The organism is Solidesulfovibrio aerotolerans, assembly GCF_009856865.1.
Lineage (GTDB): Bacteria > Desulfobacterota > Desulfovibrionia > Desulfovibrionales > Desulfovibrionaceae > Solidesulfovibrio > Solidesulfovibrio aerotolerans.
Window position 1 is genome coordinate 19,083 of record NZ_WVUD01000032.1, and the last position, 25,222, is coordinate 44,304.

Sequence of the window (25,222 nt, forward strand, 5' to 3'; positions counted from 1 at the left end):
CCCCACATGCTGCTGACTGAACACGCTGGTAAGGCGCTTCTGGCAAAAGCCGGCCTCATGGTGCCTCCGGGCATCGTGCTTGAGCCTGGGGACACCTTGGGCGATGCGCCGCCCTTTGCTGGTCCGTACTTTGTCAAGGCCCAGGTTCTGGCCGGCGGTCGGGGCAAGGCCGGGGGGGTGGTGCGCGTGGAGACTGCGGCCGATATCGCCGGGGTGGCGGGCGAATTGTTTGGGCGGCGTTTTGGCGGCCTGACACCGCCGTTTTTGCGGCTGGAGGCGGCTGTTGCCCATGTCCGGGCGGTGTACCTCTCCCTGGGGGTTTCCCGGGGACGCAAGAGCTTTTGCCTGTCCCTTGGCCGCCAGGGCGGGGTGGAGGTGGAGTCCCTGGCCGGCACACCGGAAATGCTTGTCTTAAACGTGCCGCCCTCGCTGGTTTGTCCGCCGTGGCTGGCCCGGACCGCCTTTTTCCATTTGCATCTGGACAGCGCCGTCTGGCCGGCCTTTGAGGCGCTCCTCGACCGACTCTTTACCGCCGTGGCCGAGTACGGCTTACTGCTGGCCGAGATCAATCCCCTGGCCGTAACGGCCGAGGGTGCGTTCGTGGCTTTGGACGCCAAGTTGATCCTGGATGACAACGTGGTGGCGTTGCGACCTGATCTGGCCCGGTTTGGCGATGACCGGTTCGCCACCCCGGCCGAGCGCCAAGCCGCTGCCCATGGGCTGTCGTTTGTGAGCCTGGGCGGCCGGGTGGGGCTGGTGGCCAACGGTGCGGGGCTGGCCATGGCCACCATGGACGCGTTGGGTGCGGCCGGTTTGCCCGCTGCCAATTTTCTCGATTTTGGCGGCACGGCCGATACCGTGCGGTTGCGGGCGGCTTTTGACCTGCTGTTTGCCGATCCGGCCGTTACCGCCTGCTGCGTCAATATGTACGGCGGCATCCTGTCGTGTGCCGATGTGGCCGAAGCCCTGGCTGCCGCCCTGGGCGACGGGCCGGGGCGACCGGTGGTGGTGCGCTTTGCCGGCAACGCCGCCAAGGCCGGGTCGGACCGGCTGCGCGCCATGGCCGGCGGACGGGTCATGGTGGCCGACGACATGGATCAGGCCGTGGCCATGCTTTCCGAAGTCATCACCCCGGGCGCGCCGGCTGTGTTGCCGCTTGTCGGTACGGCGACCTGCCCGGCCCCGCAGTCGGACCACACCCCGGGAAGTCCCGCCGGCGGCCGCCTGCCTTCCCGGACGTCTCTGCCGGGCCTGCTTGACCTGGGGCCGGAGTCCGGGATTTTGGTGCAGGGGCTGACCGGCCGGGCCGGACGCGCCCATGCCCGGCGGATGCGGGCCTACGGCGGGCGCATCGTGGCCGGCGTCACCCCGTGGCGCGGCGGGAGCGAGGTGGACGGTACACCGGTCTATCATACCGTGGCCGAGGCCATGGCCTGCCATGCCATTGACCTCTCCATCCTCTTTGTTCCGGCGCGTGGCGCAGCCGATGCCGTGTTGGAGGCGGCGGCGGCCGGGGTGCGGCGCATTGTCTGCATCACCGACGGCATCCCCCAGCGCGACATGCTGGCCGTTCGAGCGGCCCTGGCCGGGCAGGGGACGCTGCTCCTTGGCCCCAACACGCCGGGTCTGATCGTTCCGGGACGCTTTCTGGCCGGCATTATGCCGGTGGAACCGTTTTCGCCGGGACCGGTGGCGATTTTTTCCCGCAGCGGCACCCTGACCTATGAAGTGGCCTCGCGGCTGAGCGCTGCCGGCATGGGGCAGGCCGTGGCGGCAGGGATTGGCGGCGATCCCTTCGGCGGCGTGGGGTTTGTGGACCTGTGCGAACTGGTGCGCGATGATGCGCGGGTGCGGGCGGTCATGCTCATCGGCGAAGTCGGGGGGACGGCTGAGGAGGAAGTGGCGGCGTATGTGTCGGCCACGGGCTATCCCAAGCCGGTGGTGGCGTTTGTGGCCGGGTTGACCGCGCCGCCGGGGCGCACCCTTGGCCATGCCGGGGCGTTGTTGGAACGGCCGAACGGGGTGGCCGAGAAGCTTGACTGCCTCGTGCGCGCCGGCATTACGGTGTGTGGCGAGCTGGGCGAAGTGGCGGGAATAATGGCCCTGGCGTTGTGCCAGGGGTAGCGCAGCCTGGGGCTGGCGACGCCAACGCGGGGCATGGGGGGGACGGCGGGGATGGAAGCCGGACGCCACGCGCTGTGACGTCCGGTTTCAGGAGAAGCGGGCTAGGGTTTGACGGCCTTGTCAGCCGGTTCGGCCTTGCCGTCTTTTTTCTCCCGCTTGGGGCGCACGTAGCCCTTGTATTTGCTTTCGATCTTGGACTTGTCCTTGGCGAATTCCGCCGCATCCTTGGCATGCTCTTTTTCCACCCACTCCCGGTAGCGGGCTTCCGCCGCGTCCGAGCGCGTGGTGGAGGGGCCGGCAGCCTTGCCCGGTGCGGCAGGCGGCGCTGCAACCGCAGGAGCGCTTGGAGCGGCAGCGGCAGAAGCGGGCTGTGCTTCCTGCCCGGCCCAGGCGGGCACAGCGGCAAGGAGCAGACTGGAGGCCAAAAGAGCCGGCAAGACGAGTATGCGCATGAAGTTTCCCCTGCGGTCCTGACAACCGCGTTATGTGGGCCTGAGCTAACCACATTTTCCCCGGCCCGGCAATGGCGGCGGCAACCCTCCCGGCCGATTGCCGGCCAGACTCTCGGAGAGTGCCCCACGACGATACGATTGGCGCAACACGGTTGGCGCAACCCCTGGTCAAGTCAACCGGTCTGGGCTATTATCAGGCCACAATGACGGAATCTGCTGCCCCCTGCATCGACCCCGCCTTGTTCGGCACCATGGTGGACCTTTCGCCGGATCTGTTTTTTTTCAAAGACGCCGATTTGATCTATCGCTATGTCAATAAGGCGTTTTGCGCGCTGTTTGACGTCGCCCCCCAGGCTGTGCTTGACCATACCGATTTTGACATATTTTCCGCTCCAAACGCCAAACGCCATCGCCTCGCCGACCAGACGGTCCTGGCCACTTCCCGCTCCCAGACCTTTGAATACGAGGTGGAGCGCAAGGACCGCTCGGTCTGGCTGCAAGTGCTCAAAACGCCGGTACTGGACGGACGCGGCCAGGTGGCCGGCGTCTTCTGCGTCGCCCGCAACATCACCAGCGCGAAAGCGGGTGCGGCCAACCAGCGTGACGCCCTGGCCATGCTGGAGCAGGACGCTGCTGACCGGGCCGAGGAACTGCGCCGGGCCAACCAAAAATTGCGCCATGAGGTGGATGAGCGCCGCAAAGCCGAAGAGGCTTTACAAGACTCCCACCGCAGCCTCAACGCCATCTTTGAAAACAGTCCCATTGGTATCAGCTTTGTGGCCGACCGCGTCGTGCGCCGGGCCAATCCGCACTTCCACCAACTCTTTGCCCTGCCCCAGGGGACGGCCATAGGGCTGTCCACCTCGGCGATGTATCCTTCCCAGGAGTCCTTTGAGGATTTCGGCCGCCGGTATTATCCGGTGCTTGGCCGGGGCGGGCGGGTGGACGCCATTACGCGCATGCGCCGCCATGACGGTACGGATTTCATGTGCCGCATGATCGGGCAGGTCATTGATGCCGACCGGCCCCAGGCGGGTTCCATCTGGCTTCTGGAGGATGTGACCGACCGGCTTTTGGCCCAGGAAGCGACCCTGGCTGCCGAGCGTCTCAAACGGGAATTTATGGACAACATGTCCCATGAGATCCGCACACCCTTAAACGGCATCCTCGGCATGACGGAACTGCTCAAGAGCACGGAGCTTGACGCGCAGCAGCAGGAGTATCTCGAGACCCTTGTGGAAGCCGGGCGCAACCTGGAAACGCTGCTGGAGAGCGTGCTGGAATTCGCCCGACTGGATTCCGGCGACGTCGAGACGCATCTGGAGATGTTTAGCGTCAGCAATCTGATTCAGGGGTCAGTCGCATTTTTTGGGACGGCGGCGCTGCAAAAAGGCCTTTCCCTGGTGTGTAACGTCGCAGAGACGGTGCCTGATCTGCTGCTCGGCGACGGCGGCGGGTTGCGCCAGATTCTGGCGGCGTTGCTCAGCAATGCCGTCAAGTTCACCCAGGCCGGTGCCATCGAGGTATCGGCGACAGTCGCGCCAGGCAGCCCGCCGGAGTCGTCCGCACCGGGCGGCCCGGAGGCGGTGGTTTTGACCCTCACTGTTCGCGATACCGGCATCGGCCTGTCCCCGGGGGAGCTTGAAACCATTTTCAAACCCTTCCGCCAGGCCGACGGCAGCAAGACCCGCCGCTTCGGCGGCGTGGGGCTGGGGCTGGCCATTGCCGGAAAACTGGCCAAGGCCATGGGCGGCAGCCTCACCGTGGAAAGCCTGCCGGGCCAGGGCAGCGTGTTTCGCTATAGCGCACCGTTTAAACTGCCCCCGGCCGACGACGACACGGCCTGATCCGCTCTGATCTAGGCCCGTTGTGCCTTTGACCCCGTGCGGGTTCTCGTTGTCCCACGAGGCCGCCGACGACACGGCCTGATCCGTCCCCTTGCGCCTCTTTCGTGAGGCTCCCCGCGCCACAACTGACCACTCCCCAACCCTTTCCGATCTGCTCAAAGCACCAACTGCGTCGGTTGTCCCGGCCCGGAACTCGCCTTCAGCCCTTGGGGCGGGGGCAAGGACAACAGCGGTTCGATGTCCGTGCGTTCGGTGCGCCCGGGATCAAGCCAGGCTGCCATGGTCCCGACGGCAATGATCAGCGGCATGCGGGGATGGATTGCGGCGGCGGCACCCAACGCTGTCCGGGTGAGGATGGCCACGGTGTCGCGCACCTCGCCCTGGGCGGTGACAGCCCGTTCGTAAATGCCGGCCAGAGCCAGGACCGGGGAGCCGGGCAGGCTGCAATAAAACCGGGTTTTGCGTCCGTCGGCTTCCTTGCGCCACTCGTAATACCCCTGGGCCGGGATGAGGCAGCGCCGGTAGCGGGCGGCGGCGCGAAACGAGGGCAGGGTCAGCACGGTCTCGCTTCTGGCGTTGATCATGGGCCGCGCCACTGCATCGTCTTTGAGAAAGGCCGGCACAAAGCCCCAGCGAAACAGGCCGGCCATGCGCCGGCCGCTCTCCCGGGCCGTGAACACGGCCTCAATGAGTTGCGAGGGGAAAATTTCCGGCCGGGGCGGGACGTCCGGCATATCCGGTACGCCCATGGCTTCGGCCACCAGCCGCCTGGGCACGGCCAGGGCAAATCTGCCGCACATGGGAAGACTCCTTTCTTTAGGCCCGGGTCTTGCTACAGCTTGAGCCAAAGTTGACTACGGGGCAAGGGAATGCCGTTTTGTTTCAATAACAGCCTGATATGACAGTGGGTATGGCATAATGTCTGAACGCCTTGACCGCTGGCTGGAACCGGTTGGCGCAGAAATTGTAACAAAGTCAAACGCACGATGACGCACTTGCCGCCGCCTCCCCCGGTCGATCCGGCCAGTGAGTACCAGCCGATTCCGGTGGGCCATTTGTTCCCCCATGTACCGGGCGATTTTCAGGTTTTTTTGCGCCACGGCGACACGCACACCCTGTTTGCCCGCAGCGGCGAAGCTGTCACGGGCCTGCGTCGGGAAATGCTCCACGAATACGGGGTCCAAACGGTCTACATTCACCGGGACGAGCGGGACCGCTACCGGGACTATATGCGGTGCCATCTGGCCGGGGCGCTGTTGGGCGGACAGTTGCCGGCCGCTGAGAAGGCTGCGCTGTTTTACCACAATTGTTGCGAAATTGTCCGCGATCTGATTCGGCAGCGCCTGCCCCAGGGGATAAGCGACATTCACGCCCGGCTGTTTGTGGGCTATGCCCGGGACAGCGTGGCTTTTTTGTGTAGCGAGACGGGGCTTGCCCGCATCGGGTCGCTTATGGCCCATGACTACGACGTCTACAGCCATGGCGTGCACGTCTTTGTCTACACGGTCTATCTGCTGCGCTCTCTGGGGCTTCCCGGACCGACCATCGTCCAGGCCGGGGTGGGGGCGCTGCTCCACGACAGCGGCAAGGAGGCCGTGGACCCCGCCATCCTCAATAAACCCGGGCGGCTCACGCCCGAGGAATTTTTGGCCATAAAGGAGCATCCGGTCCGGGGGGCGCGGCTGTGCCGGGGACTGTCCCTGTCGCGACTGGCCCGGGAGTGCATCCTGTGGCATCACGAGAAACTTGACGGCAAGGGCTATCCGGCGGGGCTGTCGGGCCAGGAGATTCCCGTGCATGTGCGGGCCGTGACCCTGGCCGACGTCTACGACGCCCTGACCTCCAAACGGTGTTACGCCGAGGCCGTGCGGCCCTTTGAGGCCCTTCGCATCATGCGCCACGAGATGGCCGGTGCATTTGACGTCGATCTCTACAAGCGTTTCGTGCTGCTGTTGAGCGGCGCGGCCCTCCTTTAGAAGCGGCTTCCCAAGTTCAATCCCCCTTGTCGCGGCAGCCGGCCCGGGGAGCGCCTGGCAAAGGAGCCTCACATGCCCACTGTTTCGCCCAGAATCGCCACGGCCGTCGGCACCACCAACAAACGCTTTCACTGGCTGCTAACCGCCTTGCTGCTCCAGCTCGTGGCCGCACCTTTTTTGGCGGGTGCAACGGCGGCAATCATTCAGGATTTGCTCTTTCTGGGAATACTCTTGGCCGCCTTGCGCGTGGCTGGTCAAAGCCGTTTGCACCGGGTCAATTGCGTTCTGGCGGGGTTGTGCGCCTGTGCGATACTCGTAAAATACGCAACAGGCCAGTTGTCTGTTGATATCATAGGAGACTTTCTCGGGGCGATGGTCATTCTGCTGACCACTGTCGAAGTGTCGCAGTATCTGTCGCGACAACGTCGGGTGGATCTGGATACGGTGCTCGGCGGGCTGTGCGTCTATCTGTTTATGGGTGCCCTGTGGTTTCTGCTGTATTCTCTTATTGAACGTATCAACCCGGGTGGCTTTGATTTTACGGTTCACGGCCATGATCTGCTGGGAAATAAACGGGACAGCCTGCTTTTTTTCTTCAGCTACGTGACGCTGCTCACCACCGGTTACGGCGACATTGTGCCGCTGTCGCCTGTGGCCCGGACGTTGGCCGTGTTGGAGGGCATCGCCGGCCAGTTTTACATGGTCTTTTTCATGGCCCGGCTGGTCGGGCTGCATGTGGCCGAAAAAGAGCGGTAAGCCCCGCATAAACGCAACCGCAAGCACCGCTCCAGGTACTGGGCATCGCCCGGCCGCAACCCGCACCCCTGGGGCGAAATCGCCGCCGCAATCCCCTCCACGGTGCCGGCTGTCCCTGACGCGCCGGGCAGTTGCCGTGGATCGGCTAAAACGCCGTCAGAATCCCCACCACCGCGCCAGTGGTCAAAGACGCCAGCATCCCGCCGACCAGGGCCCGGCCGCCCAGGGCCGTGATCTCGGTCTTGCGCTCGGGACACAACGAGGTCAGCCCGGCCAGCAGGATGCCCACCGAACCGCAATTGGCAAAGCTGCACATGGCATAGGTCAGAATCAGCCGGGAGTGTTCCGACAGCGTCCCGGCCGGCAGCTTGGCCATGTCAATGAAGGCGATAAATTCGTTTAAAACGATTTTCGTGCCCAACAGCGACCCGGCCGCTGCCGCCTCTGTCCAGGGAACGCCGATCAGCCAGGCCGCCGGGGCCATGACCAGCCCCAGGGCGCGTTCCAGGGTGACGGGCGCGCTGTCCACGTCCGGCAGCCCGCCAAGCAGGATATTGGCCAGCTTGACCAGGGCAACGAACACCAGCAACGTGGCGATGATGCTCCAAAAAAGGCGCAGGCCGTCGGCTGTGCCGGAGATAAGGGCCTCCATGCTGCCTGAGGCTGCCGATTTGGGTATGGTGCGGCCAAGGGTCGGCTGGCCCGTTTCCGGCAGCATGAGGCCGGCAATGAGGAGCGCCGCCGGGGCGTGGATGACCGAGGCGGTGAGGATATGGCCCAAGGCGTCGGGGATGACGGCCTTAAGCACCGTGGCATAGAGGATAAGCATGGTGCCGGCGATGCAGGACATGCCGGTGGTCATCATGGCGAACAGTTCGCTGCGGGTCATGCGGGCCAGATAGGGGCGGATTAAAAGCGGCGCTTCGATCATGCCCAGAAAGATGCAGCCCCCGGCTCCGACCCCAAGCACTCCGCCGATGCCCATGGCCCGTTCCAGAATCACCGAAAAAGCCCGCACCACGTAGGGCAGGATGCGCCAGTAATAGAGCAGGGCGGCCAGGGCGGCGATGACGATGACCAGGGCCAGGGCCTGAAAGCCCAGGATAAACGTCGCGCTGGGGTCGGTTACGGCAAAGGGGGCAGGCCCGCCGCCCACATAGCCAAAGACAAAGGCCGTGCCGGCCCGGGTGGCCTCGTCCATGGCCGCGACCAGGGCGTTTAAGCCCATAAAGACGCCGCGTAGAAAGGGAGCCTTGAGCATGAGCGCGGCGAGGGCAAACTGCAACCCCAGCCCTCCGGCCGCCATGCGCCAGGGGATCGTCCCCCGGCGTTCGCTTATAAGGGCGGCAATGGTCAGCAGGACGGCCAGTCCGAACAGGGGTTGCAGCATGAGGGCTTCCTTTGGCGGGACTGGTTTAGAACAGGCTCCAGAGCATACGGGTGGCCATGGCCAGAATGAACAGGGCAAAGCAGCGTTTGAGGGTGGCCACCGGCAGCTTGTGGGCCAGTTTGGCACCGTAGGGCGCGGTGAGGAAGCTCACCCCGGCGATGCCGACCAGGGCCGGCAGCGAGACATAGCCAAGGGTCAGGGACGGTAGATTGGGCGTGCCCAGGCCGTTTACGATGTAGCCGACGGTTCCGGCCAGGGCGATGGGGAAGCCGATGGCGGCCGAGGTGCCCACAGCCGTGTGCATGGCCACGTTGCACCAGAGCATAAACGGCACGGACAGGGTGCCGCCGCCGATGCCGACCAGACTGGACACCGCGCCGATGCCAAACCCCGCCCCGAACATGCCGGGCGTGCCGGGAATCTGGCGTTGGGCCTTGGGCTTGATGTTGAGCAGCATCTGGATGGCGACGTAATAGAGAAAAAAGACGAAAAAGCCCTTGAGAAAGCCGGTGGAAAGCTTCGACGCCAGACAGGAACCGGCAAAGGTGCCGACGAGAATGCCCGGGGTGATGGCCTTAACGATAGGCCAGACCACCGCGCCCCGGCGATAGTGGGCGCGTGCGCTGGAGATCGAGGTGAACATGATGGCGGCCAGGGACGTGCCAAGGGCCATCTGCATGATGATTTCCTGGGGGAACCCCTGGGCGGTGAAAAACCAGATCAGGGCCGGGACCACGACAATGCCGCCGCCAACACCCAGCAGGCCGGCTATGATTCCGGCGATGGCGCCGAAGACGAGATAGGCAAGGATAAAGGTCAATGACGGCATGGCTCGCTCCTTGGTGCAGATGGCAACGGGCAGGCTGTAACGGAATCCGCCGGCATTGAAAAGGCTTGGATTGGTCTTTGGGGCACGTCCGTGGTGGGGCGGCTGGGGATGGCGGTCCTTGCCGGGGGAGGCGGCGCGGTCAAAGAGACCGTGGGGGTGGGGGGCGCTGTTGCCGCGTGCAAGCAGGGCACTTGCGGCCGGACCGGGCGCGGGATCAGCGTCGAATGAGGATCAGGCCGCCGATGCACAGCAGAACGCCGAGGAAATTCACCATGGTGAACTGTTCCTTATACAGCAGCAGTCCGAGCGGAACCAGGAACAAGGCCACGGCGACATTGGAAAAAACAGCGGCGATGCTGATGTCCCAGCCGGCCCGGTAGGCCAGCAGAAAGCCGATTTCCAGGCCGACCACGGCAAAGCCCAGGGCGACGCTTGGCCAGATGCTCGCTTTAAAGCAATCGGACAGCGACGCCGGCTGCGGATAAAAGGGCATGATGAGCAGCGAAACGACGATGGCGGCGAGATAGGTGACGATGAGCGACAGGAGCGGGTTGATCTGGCTGGAGATGTTTTTTTGAAACACATGGTAGAAGGCATTGGACAGGATTGCGATAGTGATGGAGATATAAAATAACGTCACGCGATGCCCCCGGTTGGCTGCTTTGAGTGTCGGTCCATGGCGGTCTATGCTTACACGGCAGAAATTGCGGCGGGGGGAGGGCTTGTGCTGTTTTTCATACAGCGCATGGTACTGGCGGCCGTTGCGAACCAGGAACGCGCCCGAGGAAAAACAAAAGCCCCGGCCGGGCGCAGTACCGTACCGGGGCGAAGGCTGCAGGCCGGCTCGTGTCACGCGCTGCAAACACCGGCACGCTATTCGGCGTGACAATGTGCCGGAATGCTTATTCTATCCCAAAAAGCAGAAACACTTTTTGAGATCGCGGGCTAGGCGATGCCGTAGCCGCTGATGTGCTTCATGTATTCATCGACTTCGTGGGCCAGATGGTCGAACAGTTTGCTGACACCCTTGTCCGGCTCGGTGCCGATCTTATTAAAGATGTTGCCGGCTTTTTTGTAGGCTTCATCAAAAGCGGTCTGTTCAATGCCGCACAACTCTTTGGCTTCCTCGATGGTCAGGTAGCCGGTGTGGGCGAAATAGGCGCAAACGACGGCATTGACCTTTTTGACGTGTTCTTTCTTCGGCATGGGCGACTCCTTGTGGATGCAGGCGTGGAGATTGTGATTTTAAAAAAAGGTAGCTTTATTGCCTATGATAGCAAGCCTTGGGTCGAAAAACAATTGTTTTTGCAGCGCCGGGCTGCTGTTTCGCCGGGTCAGCCCTGGCCGCCCCGGTCGGCCAGAGGCTTTATGTCGATGATCGGCGTGCCGTCCAAAGCCTCCAGGGCCGCCACCGTGACCACGTTGCCGGCAAGGGTGCTAATGCGCACCTGATGCAGGCCGATGGGGTTGGGACGGTCCGGGGAGCGGGTGGAAAAGACACCGGTCAGGGGGCGGCTGTAGTCGCGGCGGGGATGCACGGCCTGGCAATCCCGGTCGGCCAGATGCAGCCAGGTGAAAAGCAGTATCTCCTGGCCCACGGCCAGATCCTTGGCCGCCGTGGCATAGGCCGGGTCAAGTAAAAGTTCGGCCGGCGGCGCGTTGTCGGTTTCAAATTTGGGGGCCGTTGCCTTGTCGGTGAGCGGCGAGCGCACGACGCCAATGACGTGAAGGCCGAGGTCCATGGGAGTCTCCTTGGGATGCTTCCGGTCAGGTCCGGCGTACCGAACCGAGATAGATGCCGGCCAGGGCCAGGGCCACGCCGGCCAGTTCCACCGGGCCGGTGGTCTTGCCGAAAAACAGCACGTCCCAGACATAGGACAAGGTGGGTTGCAAGAGAAGGATCAAGCCGGCCAGGGCCGGGCGCACGCCGGCTAAGCCGGTGGAAATAGCCAGCCAGCCGATGCCCTGGCCGATAACACCCAGGCCCAGCAGGGAAACCAGGGCCGTTGCCGTGGGCAGGGCCAGACTGTCGCCGCGCACCAGGAGCACCGGTGCCAAAAAGACGGCCCCGGCCAGGGACAACACCGCCATGGCCGCCATGGGAGCGGCCCGGCCGCCGTCGGTGACGGCCTTTTTGAGTGTTAGGATGAACAAGCCGTAAAAGACCGCCGTGGCCAGCCCGTAGCCGACGCCCAGCCGAAATTCCGGGGTTTGCTCGGCAAAGCCCCGGCCGACGACCAGATAGAGTCCGGCCATGGCCAGCCCCATGGCGGCCAGAAATCCGGCCTGGGGCAGACGGCGGGCCTGGATGGCGGCCACGAGGGTGATGAGAAACACCTGGAAGTTGCCGACCAGGGTGGCCAGCCCTGGCCCGATATAAATGATGCTGGCGTGCCAGCACAAAAGATCGGCGCTGAAAAAAAAGGCGCAGGCCAGGGCCGGCCAGGCCACGGCGCGGCGCACGGCTGACAGATTGCCCGTGGCAGCCAGCATGACAAGCAAGGTCAGGCCGCCAAAGAGCAGGCGGTAAAAGGCGGATACGGCCGGGGCCACGGCGGCCAGCTTCACGAACACGGCCGAGAAGCTGATGATGACGGCACCGAAAAGGAGTTGTCCCATGGGTGTCAGCCGAAGTGGTCGAAGCCGCGTTCGTTTATGGCCGCGCCATTAAGCGTATAACCGGGTGTGGCGGTGACGCGGCCGATGGCCTTGGCCTCGGGCAGGGCGGCGCGCAGGGTCGGCAACGCGGCCGGGGCGACCGTGGCCAGCAGCGCATAGTCCTCGCCGCCGAAAAAGGCCACTTTCTCGGGCGGTCGGCCGTGGCCGGCGGCGTGGGCCGTAACTTCCGGGTGCAGGCTGGCCGGGGTGAAAAAGAGGTCGGCCCCGCAGTTTGGTGGCAAGAGGCGCGGCAGGTCGCGGGCCAGACCGTCCGAGACGTCCAGGCAGGCGGTGACACCATGGCAGGCGGCCAGGGCCAGTCCGGCTTCCAGACGCGGCACCGGGGCCAGATGGGCGGCCACGGCGGCGGGCCAGTCGGCAGCGGCGGCCAGACCGTCCTTTTCCAGCACAGCCAACCCCACCCGGGCCAGCCCCAGATCGCCCACAACCACCAGCACGTCGCCGGGTGCGCCGCTGCCCCGGGTGAGAAAGCGGCCCGATGGGCCGGGCGCGCCCCAGACCGTGACGGACACCGCGATTTTTTCCCCTTTGGACAGATCGCCGCCGACCAGTGGCACCTGGTGGCGGGCGGCAACACCGGCCATACCGGCCACGAGCGCGTCCCAATAGTCCCGGTCGGCGTCGTCGGGGCAGACAAGCCCCAGGACAAAGCCGGTGGGCACGGCCCCCATGGCGGCCACGTCGCTTACATTGACGGCCAGGGCCTTGGCCCCGATCTGGCCGGGGGTGAAATAGCGCCGTCGAAAATGGACGTCTTCCACAAACAGGTCGGTAGTGACGCACAACTGGGGCGGGCAGGCGATGACAGCGGCATCGTCGCCGCGCGACACGACGACGCCGGCCCCGGTGCGGGGAAAATGGACGTCTAAAAGGGCCAGGAAATCATCTTCGGAAGCGATGCGGGGCATGGGGATGGATTCCTTGGCTCGGGGGCGGGCGGCTTCTCGGCCACGCCCCCGAGGCAGATAGGCGGGAGGGGCTACGCTACAGGGGGCCGAAAGTAGCGGCGTAGCGGTCGCAGAATTCCTGCCAGGTGTATTGGTGTTCCTGGGTGCCATGCTTTTCCACGACATAGGCGGCCGAGACCGAACCGAGCTTGGCCGCTTCGGCCGGGGTCTTGCCCAGGGACAGGCCCTTAATAAAGCCGGCCCGGAAGGCGTCGCCGGCACCGGTGGGGTCTTTGACGTCCTTGGCCGGACAGGCCGGGATGACGGTTTCCGTCGCGCCCTGGCGAAGGACCGAGCCATTTTCGCCCAGGGTGGTGATGAGCGTGCCGGTGCGGGCCACGATCTCGGCCTGGGTCAGGCCGGTGCTGTTCTGAATCATCTGCAACTCGTAGTCGTTGGAGATGAGATAGGTCGCGCCGGTGAGCATCTCGGTCAGCTGTTCGCCGGAAAAGGCCGGGATATTCTGGCCCGGATCGACCATGCAGGGGATGCCCTTGGCTTTGTAGCGGCGGGGGAAGTCCTGCATGTCTTCAAGGTTGCCCGGAGCGACCACGGCGATGGTGTCGGCGGGATCGGCCTCGTCCACGGGGTATTCGGCCCGGTGCTTCATGGCCCCGGGATTAAAGCCCGTGATCTGGTTGTCGGCCTTGTCGGTGGTGATGTAGGCCCCAGCGGTAAATTCGCTGTTGACCCGGCGGATGCCTTCCAGGCTTAAGCCGCAGTGACGCAGCCAGGCCTCGTAGGCGGCGAAATCCTTGCCGGCGCTGGCTACTATGGTGGGGTTTTCCCCGAGCAGGCGCAGGCAGTAGGCGATGTTGCCGGCCGTGCCGCCAAACTTCTCCTCCAGCCCATCAACCAGAAAACAGACGTTTAAGATATGGATCTTGTCGGGCAGGATATGGTCGGCAAAGCTGCCCGGAAAGCTCATGATGCGGTCGTAGGCCAGGGAGCCGGAAACGAGAATGCGCATGGGTGTGGTCTCCTTCATGCGGTTTTATTGTGGCTGGGGCGCAGACGTCTCGTCGTCGATCCAGCGCAGAAATGCAGGCAGCCCGGCGATTATGGGCAGCACGACAATGCAGGGGACTTCGTAGGTGTGCAGCTCCCGGACCCGGTTGATAAGCGCCTGGGCCAGCGTTTCGCGGGTCTTGGCAATGAGCACCGTTTCCCCGGCCGTCTCCACCGCCCCTTGCCAGCGATAGATGGAGCGCATGCCGGGCAGGATGTTGGCGCAAGCGGCCAGCCGCTCGGCGACCAGGGCCTGGCCGATGCGCTCGGCCTGTTCCACCGATTCCGTGGTGACATAGGCAATAACGGCGGACATAGGCATGCTCCCGGGGGGCGTTTGCGTCGTGCTACGGCGTCGGATCAGGTCCGGGTGGGGATGCCGTGGATGCGCAGGTAGCGGTACAGGCTCTGTTTGCCCAGTTCGGACAGTTCGCAGGCCTTGTGGATGTCGCCGCCGGCCGTCTGCATGAGCAGCTTGAAATAGCGGTGCTCAACGTCCCTTTTATAATCGTCAAACGGGGTCAGGACCAGCTCCTGGCCCGAACCGCCGCCTTGCTCCTGCACCGGCAGCAGTTCGTTGTCCTGGGCGGTCATGCCTTCCTGTCGCCGGCCGCTCATGATGCGGATGCGGATTTCCGGGGGCAGGTGCTTGGGATACAGTGTGGGCTCATACTGGGCGCGCACGATGATGTTTTCCATCAGGTTGACCAGTTCGCGCACGTTGCCCGGCCAGTCGTATTCTTCCAGGCTGTCCAGAAATTCCGGGGAAAAGCCCTTGAGCGGCACCTTGTATTTTTTGCAGAAGGCATTCATGTAATAAATGGCCAACTCCCGGATATCCTCGCCGCGATAGCGCAGGGCCGGGATGTTTAAATGCATGGTGCGCAGGCGAAAGAGCAGATCGTTGCGGAAATCGCCGGCAGCCACCAGGGTTTCGAGATCCTTGTTGGTGGCGGCCACCAGCCGAAAGTCGCTGGTTTCTTCTTCCTTGGCCCCGACCGGGCGGAACCGGTGCTCCTGGAGCACGCGCAAAAAGGCCTTTTGCTGGGAGATGGGCAGCTCCCCCACTTCGTCGAGAAAAAGCGTGCCTTTGTCCGCCTGCTTGATCAGCCCTTCCTGCTTTTTTTCCGCGCCGGTAAAGGCCCCCTTGGCGTGGCCGAAGAGCACGGATTCAATCAGCGTCTCGGTGAGGCTTGAGCAGTCCACCACCACAAACGGGCCGTCGGCGCGTTCGCTGTTGTCGTGGATGGCCCTGGCAAAGAGTTCCTTGCCGGTGCCGGTCTCGCCGGTAATGAGCGTATTGGCGTCGGAATTGGCGGCCTGGGCCACCAGATCAAGACAACTCGCCACGCGCGGACTGTTGCCGATGATGCCTTCGCGCTTAAGGGCCACGGTGGGCGGGCGATGGGCGAATTTTTCTTTGCGGTATTGCAGGGCGCGTATAAGCGGCAGGGTCATGGATTCGGCGGTGGCCGGCTTTTCGATATAGTCCCAGGCACCGTTTTTAATGGCCAGTTCCGCGCCGTTGGGGTAGCTCGCGCCGGTAAAGATGATGACTTCCGGGGCGCGCTCGCGCTCGGTGATTTTGGGAATGGCAATCAGGCCATTGCCGTCGGGCAGATCGACGTCGAGATAGAGGACGTCAAAAAATTCGCGGTCCAAAGCGCTTAAGCCTTTGGCCAGGGTCGGTTGGGCCGTCACCTCGTGGCCCATGCCCTCGATGACCAGTTTGCACACCTCACGGATATGGGTGTCGTCATCAATGACTAAAATCTTCGCCATGCCTCCTCCCTGTTGCTGCAAACGTCAAATGGTGTAAGGCGTTGTGCGGCTTTTGTCGAGACGCGGCCGGGCAAAGCCCCAGCGGCATTTGACGCGGGCCGTGGTGCTTCGTACAGTGACCGGGCACGCCAAGGAGGCAGCCATGGCCAAAGAGACCTCGATCACGCCCGGAGAAGCCCAGCCGCGCAAACGCCCGGTGCTGGTCTGGATTATTTTTCTTTTTTATCTGGTCAGCAGCATCTGGGTGATCGTGGCCATGTTTTTCGTGGCGGCCGGCGGCGTGGATATGGCCCCGGAGCAGCAGGCCTATCTGGCGAAATTCACAGTCATGGACCGGGTGATCGGCTACGCCAACGCCGGCATCACGCTTGTGGGTGTCACGCTGCTTTTTTCCCTGCACCGTCAGGCCGTCAACGTGCTGGGGCTCGCCTTTGCGCTCAATCTCTTTTCCACGGCCGTGGTCTGGATCAAGACCGATCCGGCGGCGGTGACCAGCCCGACCGGACTGGCCGCCCAGGCCCTTGGCCTTGGCACCTTCGGGCTGGTGGTCTTTTATTCCTGGCGCTTGCTCAAGCGGGGGACGTTGGCCTAGAGCCGGTCGCCGTCACCACGTGGTAGCTCGCCGCCACGCCTTGGCCTACGCCAAAGCGCGCCGCATAAGAGCGCACGAAATCCCGATACCGCCCCGGGCTGGCCACGCGCCGGCCGGCCGTGTGGGTCACGCCGGCACCTTTGAGGCTTTTTAAAAGCGCCCGCACGCTGTCGTGCACCACCGTGTGGCGCGTCTCTTCCATGCGCCAGTCGATCCCCGGCAGGCTGGCAAAAAGCTCCCGGTAATACGCCGCCGGCCGCATGGGATAGACCGAGCCAAAGCCCGTGGCCTGGGAGGCCTCTTCCAGTTCCCCCAATGTTCCCGCCACGTAAAAGGCCAGGGCAAAGCCAGCCCCGGGCCGCAGCAGCCGCAAATTGGCCGCCAAGGATGCGGCCGGATCGGCGTACCAGTGCATGGCCGAGGCCGAAGCCAGGAAATCAAACGTGGCCGGGGCAAAAGGGGCGACCTCGCCGTTGGCGGCCAGCCGGCGCACGTTTTGCGGCATGGCGGCGTGGGCGAGCATCCCGGGGGAAAGATCAAGGGCCACATAGCACCCGCCCGCCGCCAGTCGCGGGGCGAGGCGACGGGTCAGCAGCCCGCTGCCGGCCCCGATCTCCAGCACCCGGCCGGTGAGGCGCTGGGGACACAGCCCGGCCAGCCCCTCGGCCACCCGGTCCTGGACCACGGCCACGGCTTCATAGCTGCCGCCGGCCCGGTCGAAACGACGACGGATGTCAGCGGTGGTCATGGCCAGAGCGTGTCCGTTACCAGCGCCAAGCCGGGAAAATGCCCGCCGGCATGCTCCACGCGCCCGGCCCCGGGCAGGGCGGCCATAACGTTGGCGATGGCCGCCGGGCGCACGATGCGGTCGGTTGCGCCTGAAATAATCGTGACATGGCCGGCAGCCAGCGGCGTGGCCGGGGCCTCGGACACCAGCAGATAGGCCAGACCGTCGGCAAGGAGCGCGGCCCAGGCCGGATTCCAGGCCGGGGGCGCGTCGATGCCGCAGTTTTTCCAAAAGCCGCGCACCGTTCTCTCGGGGTCCTGGGCCATATTCGCCGCCATGGCCCGGGTGAGCCTGGCCGGAAAGCAGTCGGTAAAGCGCAGAAACGGCGCGAAAAGAACCACGCGCTCAAAGCGCGGGAAGAGTTCCGCTGCGTATTTGAGCAACAGATGCGCCCCGGTGGACCAGCCGGCCAGCACCCGGGCGCGGCTGGCCCGGATCAGGGCGAGCAGAGCCGCTTCGTTGCCGTCCAAAAACGGCGCGGCAAACTGCCAGCGTCCCGAAAGGCCCGGATAAAGCGCCTCGGGACCGGCAAAGCCGGAGCAAAAAAAGACGTCGGTCATGGGAAAAAGGTAACCCGGAGCCTGGAAAATCCCAGGCGGATGCGTTTGAGGTCGTCGTCGGTGAGATCGGCCCGAAGCGACAGGCGAAGGCGCGCCGTGCCCTGGGGCACGGTGGGCGGGCGTACGGCAGCCACGAGCAGACCCTCGGCACGAAGCAGCGCCTGGGCATGGAGCGCCACCCGGTTGCGCCCGCAGGACACGGGGATGATCTGGGTGGTGGAGCCCATGGTGTCAAAGCCCAGGCCGATCAAGTGGTCGCGGATTTGCTTGGACAGCCGCATGAGCCGCGCTCCCAGGCCCGGATTGGATTTGATATGGCGCAGGGCGGCCAGGGAAGCGCCCAGGACGGCCGGCGGCAGGGCTGTGGAAAAAATAAATGAGCGGCCCCGGTTGCGCAACAGTTCGATGGTTTCCACCCGGCCGGCCACATAGCCGCCCAGCGATCCGAGCGCTTTGGAAAGCGTCCCCACATGGACGTCCACGTCTTCGGACAATCCCAGCGCGGCCGTCAGTCCCCGCCCTCGGCCGAGGACCCCCATGGCATGGGCCTCGTCCACCACGATAAGCGCCCCGTGGGCTTTGCCAAGCTCCACCAATCGCGCTAAAGGGGCCACGTCGCCGTCCATGCTGAAGACCGAGTCGGTGACGATAATTTTTTTATCGACCAGGGCCTCGCGCGCCAATAACCGCTCCAGATGGCCCATGTCCAGGTGGCGGTAGCGCACCAGCCGCGCGCCGCTGAGCAGGACGCCGTCGATGATGCTGGCATGATTGAGGCGGTCGGAAAAGACCACGGTGTGGCGGTCGGCCAGGGCAGTGAACACGGCCAGATTGGCGGCGTAGCCGCTGCTGGTGACCAGGGCCGCTTCCTGGTGCTTGAAGGTGGCCAGCTCCGCTTCCAGGGTTTCGGCCAGGGCGAAGTTGCCGGTGATGAGCCGTGAGGCCCCGGAGGAACAGCCGTGGCGGGTCGCCGCTTTGGTTGCGGCCTCGATCAGTTCGGGGTGGCTGGAGAGGCCAAGGTAGTTATTGGAGGCGAGGTTTAACAGCCGCGTGCCGCCATACAGGACTTCCCGGGCCGCGCCGTCGTCGATGGGCGGAATGGTCCGGTAGCTGTCCGTATTGCGCAGCGTCGCTGCCTCGGGGACGATATATTTACCGAAAAAGGATGTGCTCATGTCTCACGTTGTTGGCAAGGAGGCCATGCGGATCTGGCACCCGTGCACCCAGATGAAGGACCACGAGAAACATCCTCCCGTCTTTATCGACCGGGGTCAAGGGATTTACCTCTACGACCGGGAAGGGCGGGCCTATATCGACGCCATTTCCTCCTGGTGGGTCAACCTGTTCGGCCATGCCAACCCCCGCATCACCCGGGCCGTTGGCGAGCAACTCTCGCGCCTGTCCCATGTCATTTTCGCCGGCTGCACCCACGCCCCGGCCGAGGAACTGGCCACGCGGCTGCTCGCCCTGGTCCCGGCCGGGCTGACCCGGGTTTTTTTCGCCGACAACGGTTCGTGCGCCGTGGAAGCGGCCCTTAAAATGAGCCACGCCTTCTGGCGCAACCTGGGCCAGCCGGAAAAATGCCGGTTCATCTATCTGTCCAACGGCTACCACGGCGAGACGGCCGGAGCCTTGGGCGTGTGCGGCGACCGGCTCTACGCCGCGCCCTTTGCGCCGCTGATCATACCGCAAATCGAGGTGGCCGGACCCGAGTGCCACGCCTGTCCCTGCGGCAAAACGCGGGAAACCTGCGACGCCGAGTGTTTCGAAGGCATGCAGGTGGCCCTTGACGCCAACGCCGATACGCTGTCCGGGGTCATCATCGAACCGCTGGTGCAGTGCGCCGGCAGTTTCCGCATGCATCCGCCGGTCTATCTGGCCAAGCTGCGCCGGGCGACCCAGGCGGCCGGCTGCCACCTCATTGCCGATGAAATCGCCGTGGGTTTTGGCCGCACCGGCAGCCTGTTCGCCTGCGAGCAGGCCGCCATTACGCCGGATTTTCTGTGCCTGTCCAAGGGCATCACCAGCGGCACGCTGCCGCTGTCATGCGTTGTGACGACCGACGCGGTCTTTGACGCTTTTTACCACGACTATGCCGATGACAAAGCGTTTTTGCACAGCCACAGCTACACCGGCAACCCGCTGGCCTGCGCTGCCGCCTGCGAGACGCTGCGTATTTTCGAGGACGACGACGTGATAGCGGCCAACAAACCCAAAATAGCCCATTTGCAGGCTGCCGTGCGGCAACGTTTCGCCGGACACCGCCATGTGTCCGATATCCGCTCCACGGGCTGGATAACCGCCGTGTCCCTGGCCGCCGACCCGGAAAAAGGCAGGCCCTTTGACGAGCGCGACCGCACCGGTTTTCGCATCTATCGCGAGGCGGTCAAACGCGGGGCCTTGTTGCGCAATCTCGGCGACATGCTCTATTTCATGCCGCCCTATGTGATTACGCTCCAAGAGATCGACAAGCTGGCCGACATCGCCCTTGATGCGGTGGAGGCGGTGCTGGGATGACGCGCTATTTCATAACCGGCACCGGAACCGGCATCGGCAAATCGTATTTTTCGGCCCTTTTCGCCCAAAAGCTGACGGCCGAGGGCCAGACGGTGCGCTACATCAAACCCGTGGCCACCGGCTTTCCCGAGGATGACGACGCCGCCTTTGTGGCCCGGCAGGCGGGCCTTGCTCCCCAGGACGCCGTGACGCTTTACACGGCCGCCGAACCGGCCTCGCCGTGCTTTGTCTTTGACCCGTTTCCGTTCGCCGCATGCGTGGCTAGAATCGAGGAATTAAGCGTTGATTGCGACGCAGTGCTGATCGAAAGCGCCGGCGGGCTGGGCGTGCCGCTGGGCCAGATGCGCTACAACTACCACTTCGGCCTGGAACTGGACCTGGACGTGATTCTGGTCGTGCCCAACCGGCTGGGCTGCTTGTCCGACGCCATCGTCTACGGCCATTTCGCCAAGCGCCACAAGCTGGCCCTGACGGCCGTGGCGATAAACGACCATTTCGCGGCGAACATGCGCGAGGCCGACCGCAACGCGGCGGTTATCGATGCGCATTATACCAGCCAGACGATCTATCGGTTTGATACGGCGCTTCGATAGCGGCCGGGAGCGCGAGAGGAGAAAGCAGAAGAAGCCTCCGGCGGCCGGGGGCCTGAGGCCCCCGGCCCCCCCGCCGGGAGAAGTTGTTGTGGGGGGGGCTGGTTGGTCATCCGGTCGGTTGCGGATCGGGAAAACCAGCGCTTGCCTGTGACAGAAACCACCGTTGCTCCGGCTTGGATGCAAAAGCCGCATCATGAAATCCGGGGGCCTGGGACGGCTGGTCCCAAGCCCCCGGAATCGCCTTATTCCCCCCGTCCCAGCATCGCCATGGCCGCGTCCACACTTTTGCCTTCATGGACAATGGCCGTCACCGCCTCCAGCAGCTTGGCCGGGTCCGGGTCCTGGAAGATGTTGCGGCCAACGGACAGGCCCGCACCGCCGGCCATGATGCTGTCGGATATCATGGTCAAAAAGCCGCGCGTGGTGTCGGTCTTGGGGCCGCCGGCAATGACCACCGGCACGCAGCAGCCGGCCACGACCTTGGCAAAGCTGTCCACGTCGCCGGTGTAGGGCACCTTGACGATGTCGGCTCCCAGTTCATTGCCCACCCGGGCGCAGTGGGCCACCACATCGGCGTCGAACTCGTTGGAAATTTTTGGCCCCCGGGCGTACATCATGGCCAGCACCGGAATGCCCCAGGACACGGCCGCTGCGGTGACCCGGCCCATATCGTCAAGCATCCGCGCTTCGGTGGCGTCGCCCAGGTTCACATGCACCGACACGGCGTCAGCTCCCAGGCGCATGGCTTCTTCCACGGTACATACCAACGTCTTGGCGTTGGGGAAGGGCGACAGGCTGGTGCTGGCCGAAAGATGGATGATAAGGCCAACGTCGCGCCCGCGCGCCCGGTGGCCGCAGCGCACCACGCCCTTGTGCATAAGGACAGCATTGGCCCCGCCGGCCACGATGTTGGTGACGGTCTCGCGCATGTCGGCGATGCCGGCGATGGGGCCGACCGTGACGCCGTGATCCAGAGGCACGATGATGGTACGGCCGGTGTCGCGGTTGACGATGCGTTCCAAACGGATGGATTTGCCGATGGTCATGTCGATTCTCCCTGGCGGTTGTCGCCCGGAGCCGGACCCCGGCTGCGCTTATGAAAAAGGGCCGCCGGGCGTGTTGCCCGCGGCCCCTGTCGGCGGAGTTTTCAGGTGCGGCTTACAAGGCCACACCACCCGCCAAGCCGCGAGCGCGAAAGCCGTAATAATAATAATACGGTCCGAAGCTGAGGATGCGCATGGCGGGCTGACGAGTTTGCATGGCGGCAAGGTAAACGCAATTCGGGCGGCCCGTCAAGAGACTGTGTACCCGGAGTCCGTGTACCCGGAGTCCGGCGCGGCCGGAGTGGGAGCGACCGGGGCCGGGGATACCTGTCCCGGATACGGCTGCCCCTGATACAGCTGGCCCGGATATGCCTGGCCCGGATAGGCCTGGCCCGCAGCGCCAGGGTTGGCCGGGGCTGGCGGGGAGCCGACCGGCGGTGCCGCCTGGGGATAGACCGGCACCATATACACAGAGCCCTGCGGCGCGGTTTGGGGATAGCCCGGCGGCAACGCCTGGGGAGCGCCCGGTGCGACGAGGCCTTCCTGGAGGATGGTCTGGGCGTCGCCCTGGGGGCCGGCCCCGGGGGTCAGGATGTTGCCCTCGGTGATGCCGGGCGTCCCCTGCCAGGATTGCTGCCAGTGCCCGGCTTGCGACTCGTAGCGTCTGGCCGCGTCACAGCGTCCGGCGCAGGGCGGGCAGGCGGCGTTGCACACTTGCGAAGGCACAATGTCGGTGACCGTGCCGGTGTCAATGACGCAGACCTCGCGTCCGGCGGCGTCCACACAGGTGAAAAGGCCGTAGGCTTGCGCCTGTGTGGCCACGGCCAGAGTCGCGAGAACAACCAACGTACGCAGTATCAAGAGCATGACGACCTCCTTGGCGGATGTCAGGCAATGCGTTCGATATCCGCCCCGACGTTTCGCAGTTTCACTTCCATGGCTTCGTAGCCCCGATCCAGATGGTAGACGCGCTGAATGAGCGTTTCGCCCTGGGCGGCCAGACCGGCCAGCACCAGCGAGGCGCTGGCCCGCAGATCGGAAGCCATGACCGGCGCGCCGGCCAGGCCCAGGGCACCCCGGATAAACGCGGTCTGGGAGGAAATGCGGATCTGCGCCCCCAACCGGACCAGTTCCTGGACGTGCATGAACCGGTTTTCGAAAATGGTTTCGCGAATGGAGCTTGAGCCATTGGCCACGGCCATAAGCGACATGATTTGGGCCTGCACGTCGGTGGGAAAGCCGGGATAGGGCTGGGTGGCCACGTCCACGCCGATGAGCTGTTCGCGCCGGCGCACCACCACCCCGGCATTGGTTGCCTCAATGGCAACGCCCATCTCCCGCAATTTGGAAACCACGGCGTCGAGTTCCATAAACGGGCAGCATTCCAGGCGCAATTCGCCGTCGGTGATGGCGGCGGCGATCATGTAAGTGGCGGCTTCGATGCGGTCAGGCATGACGCTGTAGCTGCCGCCGCCAAGGCTCGGCACGCCCGTAATGGTGATGACCGAGGTGCCGTGCCCGGTGATTTTGGCCCCCATGGCGTTTAGAAAGTCTGCCAGATCGGCCACTTCCGGCTCTCGGGCGGCGTTTTCCAGGACAGTCGTGCCTTCGGCTAAGCTGGCGGCCATGAGCAGATTTTCCGTGCCGCCCACCGTGGGGAAGTCGAAGACAATGTGCGCCCCGGTGAGACGGTCGCAGCGGCCTTCGATATAGCCGGCCTCCAGGGTGAAGGTGGCACCCATCTTTTCCAGGGCGGTCAGGTGCAGATTGACCGGCCGGGCACCGATGGCGCAGCCGCCGGGCAGGGCGACCCGGGCGTGGCCGGCCCGGGCCAGCAGTGGCCCAAGGACCAGCACCGAGGCGCGCATGGTGCGCACGAGGTCGTAGGGTGCCTCGGGGTTGAGGCGGCCGGCCGGCTCCATGGTGACTGTGTTGCCCTCAAAGGTGGAGGGGCAACCAAGGATATCGTTGAGCTTGAGCGTGGTATGGATATCGCGCAAGCGCGGCACGTTATCGACCACCGCCGGCTTGGTGAGCAGGGGGGCGGCCAGCAGGATGGGCAGGGCGGCGTTTTTGGAGCCGCTGACCCGGATGGGGCCGTAAAGGGGCTTGCCGCCCCGGATGAGCAGTTTATCCATGACAATAATCCTTAGCTGGTTTGGGAGGCAGTGGCAAGAAACGGCGGGCCGACTTGCCTCAGAAGAATAGCGCGGCCGAGCTTTGAGAGCAAGCGAGGGAAAATATCTGTTGACGCCGGGCCGGGTCTTGGGTAAAGACTTCCTTCTTCGTCAATGGTGGCTGTAGCTCAGTTGGTAGAGTCCCAGGTTGTGGCCCTGGTTGTCGTGGGTTCGAGCCCCATCAGTCACCCCAGTAATTTTCCTTGCAAAAGGCCCGGTTAACCGCCGGGCCTTTTTGTTTTGCGAGCTGAGTGCCTTTAACTGATTGCGATGACCCAACCCAAAAGGCAGAGGGGCATTTACCGTTTGTCTGTTCTATTTTCTCATTGTAATTGTGCGGTTACGTCAGATGACCGCTGCAATCCCATCCCAGCCCCACCTCGTATCCTTGCAACTCCAGACGAAATGACCGAAAATCAGAAGGAACGGTGTCTCCAGGAGGCCGGGCGAATCTTTCCTTTTCTACGGCCGGAAAGCCATCTCCGGCCAGAGAGCCAAGGCTTTTCGGGCGCAGCAAACGCTTCGTAACAATCTGATTTGGAAGGTTGTATGAAAACATTCATTCTGTTCATGCTGTGTTGTGTTCTTTTTTTGGGCATTGCCTATGCAGGAGATAAACCGGATGCCGCTGCGAATGTTGGCAATGACGATAAAAAATCCGGCCAGTCAGGACTGAAGTCCACTCCTCGGTTAAGCTATCGAAGCAATGCCCCGGCTGATGAAAATAGTTCGCTTGAAAAGCTTAAGCCAATGCTCAATCAAGTGTTGGGAAGTGGACAAAACGGTCAGGCAGGCGGTGCTGAAGTTCCAGGCAGCACCAAGATGAGTTTTTAAGTTCTGTTTTTGAAAGAGTCGTTATGACCTGAGATCCTTTTTAGGATCAGTCAATTCTTGCGGGTTGCTCACTGGGTCGCAGTGCTGCCAACCTGCTGGCGTGCGCTCACGGCATTATTTTGCCAAAATTTGAGTGCAACGCACCTCTTCACTGGTCTTGTTGCGAGATGCAGCAGTGCCAGATGCCTTCCGCTGCTTACTAAAATCATTTCTGTCCGGCTAATTTAGAAGAGATAGCCTGCTAGAATTGTTTGGTTTTAAGCGTTGCCGTCGCGGGTCAATGAGGTCGAGAATTTCACATTGCTGAAACAGATTTCGTTGCACCAGCC

At 63.8% G+C, this 25,222-nt stretch carries 26 protein-coding genes and 1 tRNA gene; 9 read left to right on the forward strand and 18 right to left on the reverse strand.

The window, feature by feature from the left end:
• Nucleotides 1-6 precede the first annotated feature (6 nt).
• Nucleotides 7-2,124, forward strand: a complete 2,118-nt coding sequence (locus tag GTA51_RS15000) for an ATP-grasp domain-containing protein (RefSeq protein WP_160962460.1) — start codon at nucleotides 7-9, stop codon at nucleotides 2,122-2,124.
• Between the two features lie 101 nt (nucleotides 2,125-2,225).
• On the opposite strand, the gene GTA51_RS15005 is transcribed toward GTA51_RS15000, so the two are convergent.
• Nucleotides 2,226-2,576 carry a hypothetical protein gene (locus GTA51_RS15005; RefSeq protein ID WP_160962462.1) on the reverse strand — a complete coding sequence of 117 codons (351 nt, stop codon included), beginning with the start codon at nucleotides 2,574-2,576 and terminating at the stop codon, nucleotides 2,226-2,228.
• A 119-nt stretch (nucleotides 2,577-2,695) separates the two neighbouring features.
• Between GTA51_RS15005 and GTA51_RS15010 the strand changes: the two genes are divergently transcribed.
• Nucleotides 2,696-4,423 (forward strand): PAS domain-containing sensor histidine kinase, encoded by a 1,728-nt coding sequence (locus GTA51_RS15010; protein ID WP_343039522.1) that lies wholly within the window; start codon nucleotides 2,696-2,698, stop codon nucleotides 4,421-4,423.
• 155 nt (nucleotides 4,424-4,578) lie between these two features.
• Here GTA51_RS15010 and GTA51_RS15015 read toward each other — a convergent pair whose 3' ends face one another.
• Complete coding sequence (locus GTA51_RS15015; protein WP_160962464.1) at nucleotides 4,579-5,223, reverse strand: SOS response-associated peptidase; 645 nt, start codon at nucleotides 5,221-5,223, stop codon at nucleotides 4,579-4,581.
• A 186-nt stretch (nucleotides 5,224-5,409) separates the two neighbouring features.
• On the opposite strand from GTA51_RS15015, the gene GTA51_RS15020 reads away from it, so the two are divergent.
• A complete protein-coding gene (locus tag GTA51_RS15020) occupies nucleotides 5,410-6,399 on the forward strand; it encodes an HD-GYP domain-containing protein (RefSeq protein WP_160962466.1) in 990 nt (329 codons plus the stop codon).
• A gap of 72 nt (nucleotides 6,400-6,471) precedes the next feature.
• Nucleotides 6,472-7,155: a potassium channel family protein gene (locus tag GTA51_RS15025; RefSeq protein ID WP_160962468.1), complete on the forward strand. Its 684-nt coding sequence runs from the start codon at nucleotides 6,472-6,474 to the stop codon at nucleotides 7,153-7,155.
• 145 nt (nucleotides 7,156-7,300) lie between these two features.
• Here GTA51_RS15025 and GTA51_RS15030 read toward each other — a convergent pair whose 3' ends face one another.
• The 10 genes from GTA51_RS15030 to GTA51_RS15075 all read right to left on the reverse strand — a co-directional run bounded on the left by GTA51_RS15030 (nucleotide 7,301) and on the right by GTA51_RS15075 (nucleotide 15,790).
• A complete protein-coding gene (locus tag GTA51_RS15030; RefSeq protein ID WP_160962470.1) occupies nucleotides 7,301-8,545 on the reverse strand; it encodes a NupC/NupG family nucleoside CNT transporter in 1,245 nt (414 codons plus the stop codon).
• Nucleotides 8,546-8,570: 25 nt separating this feature from the next.
• Entirely contained in the window at nucleotides 8,571-9,374 is an 804-nt protein-coding gene (locus GTA51_RS15035) for a sulfite exporter TauE/SafE family protein (RefSeq protein ID WP_160962472.1), read from the reverse strand.
• A gap of 214 nt (nucleotides 9,375-9,588) precedes the next feature.
• On the reverse strand, nucleotides 9,589-10,014 hold the full coding sequence (locus GTA51_RS21285) for an EamA family transporter (RefSeq protein WP_160962474.1): 426 nt from the start codon (nucleotides 10,012-10,014) through the stop codon (nucleotides 9,589-9,591).
• Nucleotides 10,015-10,319: 305 nt separating this feature from the next.
• Entirely contained in the window at nucleotides 10,320-10,580 is a 261-nt protein-coding gene (locus tag GTA51_RS15045; RefSeq protein WP_160962476.1) for a hypothetical protein, read from the reverse strand.
• A gap of 128 nt (nucleotides 10,581-10,708) precedes the next feature.
• On the reverse strand, nucleotides 10,709-11,116 hold the full coding sequence (gene tsaA / locus GTA51_RS15050) for a tRNA (N6-threonylcarbamoyladenosine(37)-N6)-methyltransferase TrmO (protein WP_160962478.1): 408 nt from the start codon (nucleotides 11,114-11,116) through the stop codon (nucleotides 10,709-10,711).
• Nucleotides 11,117-11,141: 25 nt separating this feature from the next.
• Nucleotides 11,142-11,993, reverse strand: coding sequence for a DMT family transporter (locus tag GTA51_RS15055; protein WP_160962480.1), 852 nt, complete (start codon nucleotides 11,991-11,993; stop codon nucleotides 11,142-11,144).
• 5 nt (nucleotides 11,994-11,998) lie between these two features.
• Entirely contained in the window at nucleotides 11,999-12,961 is a 963-nt protein-coding gene (thiL, locus tag GTA51_RS15060; RefSeq protein WP_160962482.1) for a thiamine-phosphate kinase, read from the reverse strand.
• 76 nt (nucleotides 12,962-13,037) lie between these two features.
• Nucleotides 13,038-13,970 (reverse strand): carbohydrate kinase family protein, encoded by a 933-nt coding sequence (locus GTA51_RS15065; protein WP_160962484.1) that lies wholly within the window; start codon nucleotides 13,968-13,970, stop codon nucleotides 13,038-13,040.
• 24 nt (nucleotides 13,971-13,994) lie between these two features.
• Complete coding sequence (gene cutA, locus GTA51_RS15070; RefSeq protein ID WP_160962486.1) at nucleotides 13,995-14,324, reverse strand: divalent-cation tolerance protein CutA; 330 nt, start codon at nucleotides 14,322-14,324, stop codon at nucleotides 13,995-13,997.
• Between the two features lie 44 nt (nucleotides 14,325-14,368).
• Complete coding sequence (locus tag GTA51_RS15075) at nucleotides 14,369-15,790, reverse strand: sigma-54-dependent transcriptional regulator (protein WP_160962488.1); 1,422 nt, start codon at nucleotides 15,788-15,790, stop codon at nucleotides 14,369-14,371.
• A gap of 142 nt (nucleotides 15,791-15,932) precedes the next feature.
• Between GTA51_RS15075 and GTA51_RS15080 the strand changes: the two genes are divergently transcribed.
• Nucleotides 15,933-16,382 (forward strand): hypothetical protein, encoded by a 450-nt coding sequence (locus GTA51_RS15080; protein WP_160962490.1) that lies wholly within the window; start codon nucleotides 15,933-15,935, stop codon nucleotides 16,380-16,382.
• Here the strand turns inward: GTA51_RS15080 and GTA51_RS15085 are convergent.
• The 3 genes from GTA51_RS15085 to bioF are packed head-to-tail and all read right to left on the reverse strand — an operon-like array spanning nucleotide 16,360 to nucleotide 18,904.
• Nucleotides 16,360-17,130: a methyltransferase domain-containing protein gene (locus GTA51_RS15085; protein WP_160962492.1), complete on the reverse strand. Its 771-nt coding sequence runs from the start codon at nucleotides 17,128-17,130 to the stop codon at nucleotides 16,360-16,362. The two genes, GTA51_RS15080 and GTA51_RS15085, sit on opposite strands and share 23 nt — an antisense overlap.
• Entirely contained in the window at nucleotides 17,127-17,729 is a 603-nt protein-coding gene (locus tag GTA51_RS15090) for an alpha/beta fold hydrolase (RefSeq protein ID WP_160962494.1), read from the reverse strand. Before GTA51_RS15090 ends, GTA51_RS15085 begins: the two co-directional genes overlap by 4 nt.
• Nucleotides 17,726-18,904, reverse strand: coding sequence for an 8-amino-7-oxononanoate synthase (bioF, locus tag GTA51_RS15095; protein WP_160962496.1), 1,179 nt, complete (start codon nucleotides 18,902-18,904; stop codon nucleotides 17,726-17,728). The genes GTA51_RS15090 and bioF overlap by 4 nt, the downstream gene beginning before the upstream one ends.
• On the opposite strand from bioF, the gene bioA reads away from it, so the two are divergent.
• Nucleotides 18,903-20,246, forward strand: a complete 1,344-nt coding sequence (gene bioA / locus GTA51_RS15100) for an adenosylmethionine--8-amino-7-oxononanoate transaminase (RefSeq protein ID WP_246198161.1) — start codon at nucleotides 18,903-18,905, stop codon at nucleotides 20,244-20,246. The two genes, bioF and bioA, sit on opposite strands and share 2 nt — an antisense overlap.
• The gene (gene bioD, locus GTA51_RS15105; RefSeq protein ID WP_160962498.1) at nucleotides 20,243-20,839 is read left to right on the forward strand and encodes a dethiobiotin synthase; all 597 of its coding nucleotides are present in this window, start codon (nucleotides 20,243-20,245) and stop codon (nucleotides 20,837-20,839) included. The genes bioA and bioD overlap by 4 nt, the downstream gene beginning before the upstream one ends.
• 242 nt (nucleotides 20,840-21,081) lie before the next feature.
• Here the strand turns inward: bioD and GTA51_RS15110 are convergent, their stop codons facing one another.
• From GTA51_RS15110 to murA, 3 genes are all read right to left on the reverse strand, one after another.
• The gene (locus GTA51_RS15110; RefSeq protein ID WP_160962500.1) at nucleotides 21,082-21,885 is read right to left on the reverse strand and encodes a 2-amino-3,7-dideoxy-D-threo-hept-6-ulosonate synthase; all 804 of its coding nucleotides are present in this window, start codon (nucleotides 21,883-21,885) and stop codon (nucleotides 21,082-21,084) included.
• A gap of 246 nt (nucleotides 21,886-22,131) precedes the next feature.
• Nucleotides 22,132-22,749 carry a hypothetical protein gene (locus GTA51_RS20730; protein ID WP_211922598.1) on the reverse strand — a complete coding sequence of 206 codons (618 nt, stop codon included), beginning with the start codon at nucleotides 22,747-22,749 and terminating at the stop codon, nucleotides 22,132-22,134.
• A gap of 20 nt (nucleotides 22,750-22,769) precedes the next feature.
• Entirely contained in the window at nucleotides 22,770-24,020 is a 1,251-nt protein-coding gene (gene murA / locus GTA51_RS15120; protein WP_160962502.1) for a UDP-N-acetylglucosamine 1-carboxyvinyltransferase, read from the reverse strand.
• Nucleotides 24,021-24,176: 156 nt separating this feature from the next.
• Between murA and GTA51_RS15125 the strand changes: the two genes are divergently transcribed.
• Nucleotides 24,177-24,252, forward strand: a tRNA-His gene (locus GTA51_RS15125).
• A gap of 356 nt (nucleotides 24,253-24,608) precedes the next feature.
• Complete coding sequence (locus tag GTA51_RS15130) at nucleotides 24,609-24,893, forward strand: hypothetical protein (protein WP_160962504.1); 285 nt, start codon at nucleotides 24,609-24,611, stop codon at nucleotides 24,891-24,893.
• Nucleotides 24,894-25,222 lie beyond the last annotated feature (329 nt).

Coding starts and splice junctions, on each gene's coding strand:
- GTA51_RS15000 (WP_160962460.1), top strand. CDS start 7: ATGCTGCTGACTGAACACGCTGGTAAGGCGCTTCTGGCAAAAGCCGGC.
- GTA51_RS15005 (WP_160962462.1), bottom strand. CDS start 2,576: ATGCGCATACTCGTCTTGCCGGCTCTTTTGGCCTCCAGTCTGCTCCTT.
- GTA51_RS15015 (WP_160962464.1), bottom strand. CDS start 5,223: ATGTGCGGCAGATTTGCCCTGGCCGTGCCCAGGCGGCTGGTGGCCGAA.
- GTA51_RS15020 (WP_160962466.1), top strand. CDS start 5,410: ATGACGCACTTGCCGCCGCCTCCCCCGGTCGATCCGGCCAGTGAGTAC.
- GTA51_RS15025 (WP_160962468.1), top strand. CDS start 6,472: ATGCCCACTGTTTCGCCCAGAATCGCCACGGCCGTCGGCACCACCAAC.
- GTA51_RS15030 (WP_160962470.1), bottom strand. CDS start 8,545: ATGCTGCAACCCCTGTTCGGACTGGCCGTCCTGCTGACCATTGCCGCC.
- GTA51_RS15035 (WP_160962472.1), bottom strand. CDS start 9,374: ATGCCGTCATTGACCTTTATCCTTGCCTATCTCGTCTTCGGCGCCATC.
- GTA51_RS15045 (WP_160962476.1), bottom strand. CDS start 10,580: ATGCCGAAGAAAGAACACGTCAAAAAGGTCAATGCCGTCGTTTGCGCC.
- tsaA (WP_160962478.1), bottom strand. CDS start 11,116: ATGGACCTCGGCCTTCACGTCATTGGCGTCGTGCGCTCGCCGCTCACC.
- GTA51_RS15055 (WP_160962480.1), bottom strand. CDS start 11,993: ATGGGACAACTCCTTTTCGGTGCCGTCATCATCAGCTTCTCGGCCGTG.
- thiL (WP_160962482.1), bottom strand. CDS start 12,961: ATGCCCCGCATCGCTTCCGAAGATGATTTCCTGGCCCTTTTAGACGTC.
- GTA51_RS15065 (WP_160962484.1), bottom strand. CDS start 13,970: ATGCGCATTCTCGTTTCCGGCTCCCTGGCCTACGACCGCATCATGAGC.
- cutA (WP_160962486.1), bottom strand. CDS start 14,324: ATGTCCGCCGTTATTGCCTATGTCACCACGGAATCGGTGGAACAGGCC.
- GTA51_RS15075 (WP_160962488.1), bottom strand. CDS start 15,790: ATGGCGAAGATTTTAGTCATTGATGACGACACCCATATCCGTGAGGTG.
- GTA51_RS15080 (WP_160962490.1), top strand. CDS start 15,933: ATGGCCAAAGAGACCTCGATCACGCCCGGAGAAGCCCAGCCGCGCAAA.
- GTA51_RS15085 (WP_160962492.1), bottom strand. CDS start 17,130: ATGACCACCGCTGACATCCGTCGTCGTTTCGACCGGGCCGGCGGCAGC.
- GTA51_RS15090 (WP_160962494.1), bottom strand. CDS start 17,729: ATGACCGACGTCTTTTTTTGCTCCGGCTTTGCCGGTCCCGAGGCGCTT.
- bioA (WP_246198161.1), top strand. CDS start 18,903: ATGTCTCACGTTGTTGGCAAGGAGGCCATGCGGATCTGGCACCCGTGC.
- bioF (WP_160962496.1), bottom strand. CDS start 18,904: ATGAGCACATCCTTTTTCGGTAAATATATCGTCCCCGAGGCAGCGACG.
- bioD (WP_160962498.1), top strand. CDS start 20,243: ATGACGCGCTATTTCATAACCGGCACCGGAACCGGCATCGGCAAATCG.
- GTA51_RS15110 (WP_160962500.1), bottom strand. CDS start 21,885: ATGACCATCGGCAAATCCATCCGTTTGGAACGCATCGTCAACCGCGAC.
- GTA51_RS20730 (WP_211922598.1), bottom strand. CDS start 22,749: ATGCTCTTGATACTGCGTACGTTGGTTGTTCTCGCGACTCTGGCCGTG.
- murA (WP_160962502.1), bottom strand. CDS start 24,020: ATGGATAAACTGCTCATCCGGGGCGGCAAGCCCCTTTACGGCCCCATC.
- GTA51_RS15130 (WP_160962504.1), top strand. CDS start 24,609: ATGAAAACATTCATTCTGTTCATGCTGTGTTGTGTTCTTTTTTTGGGC.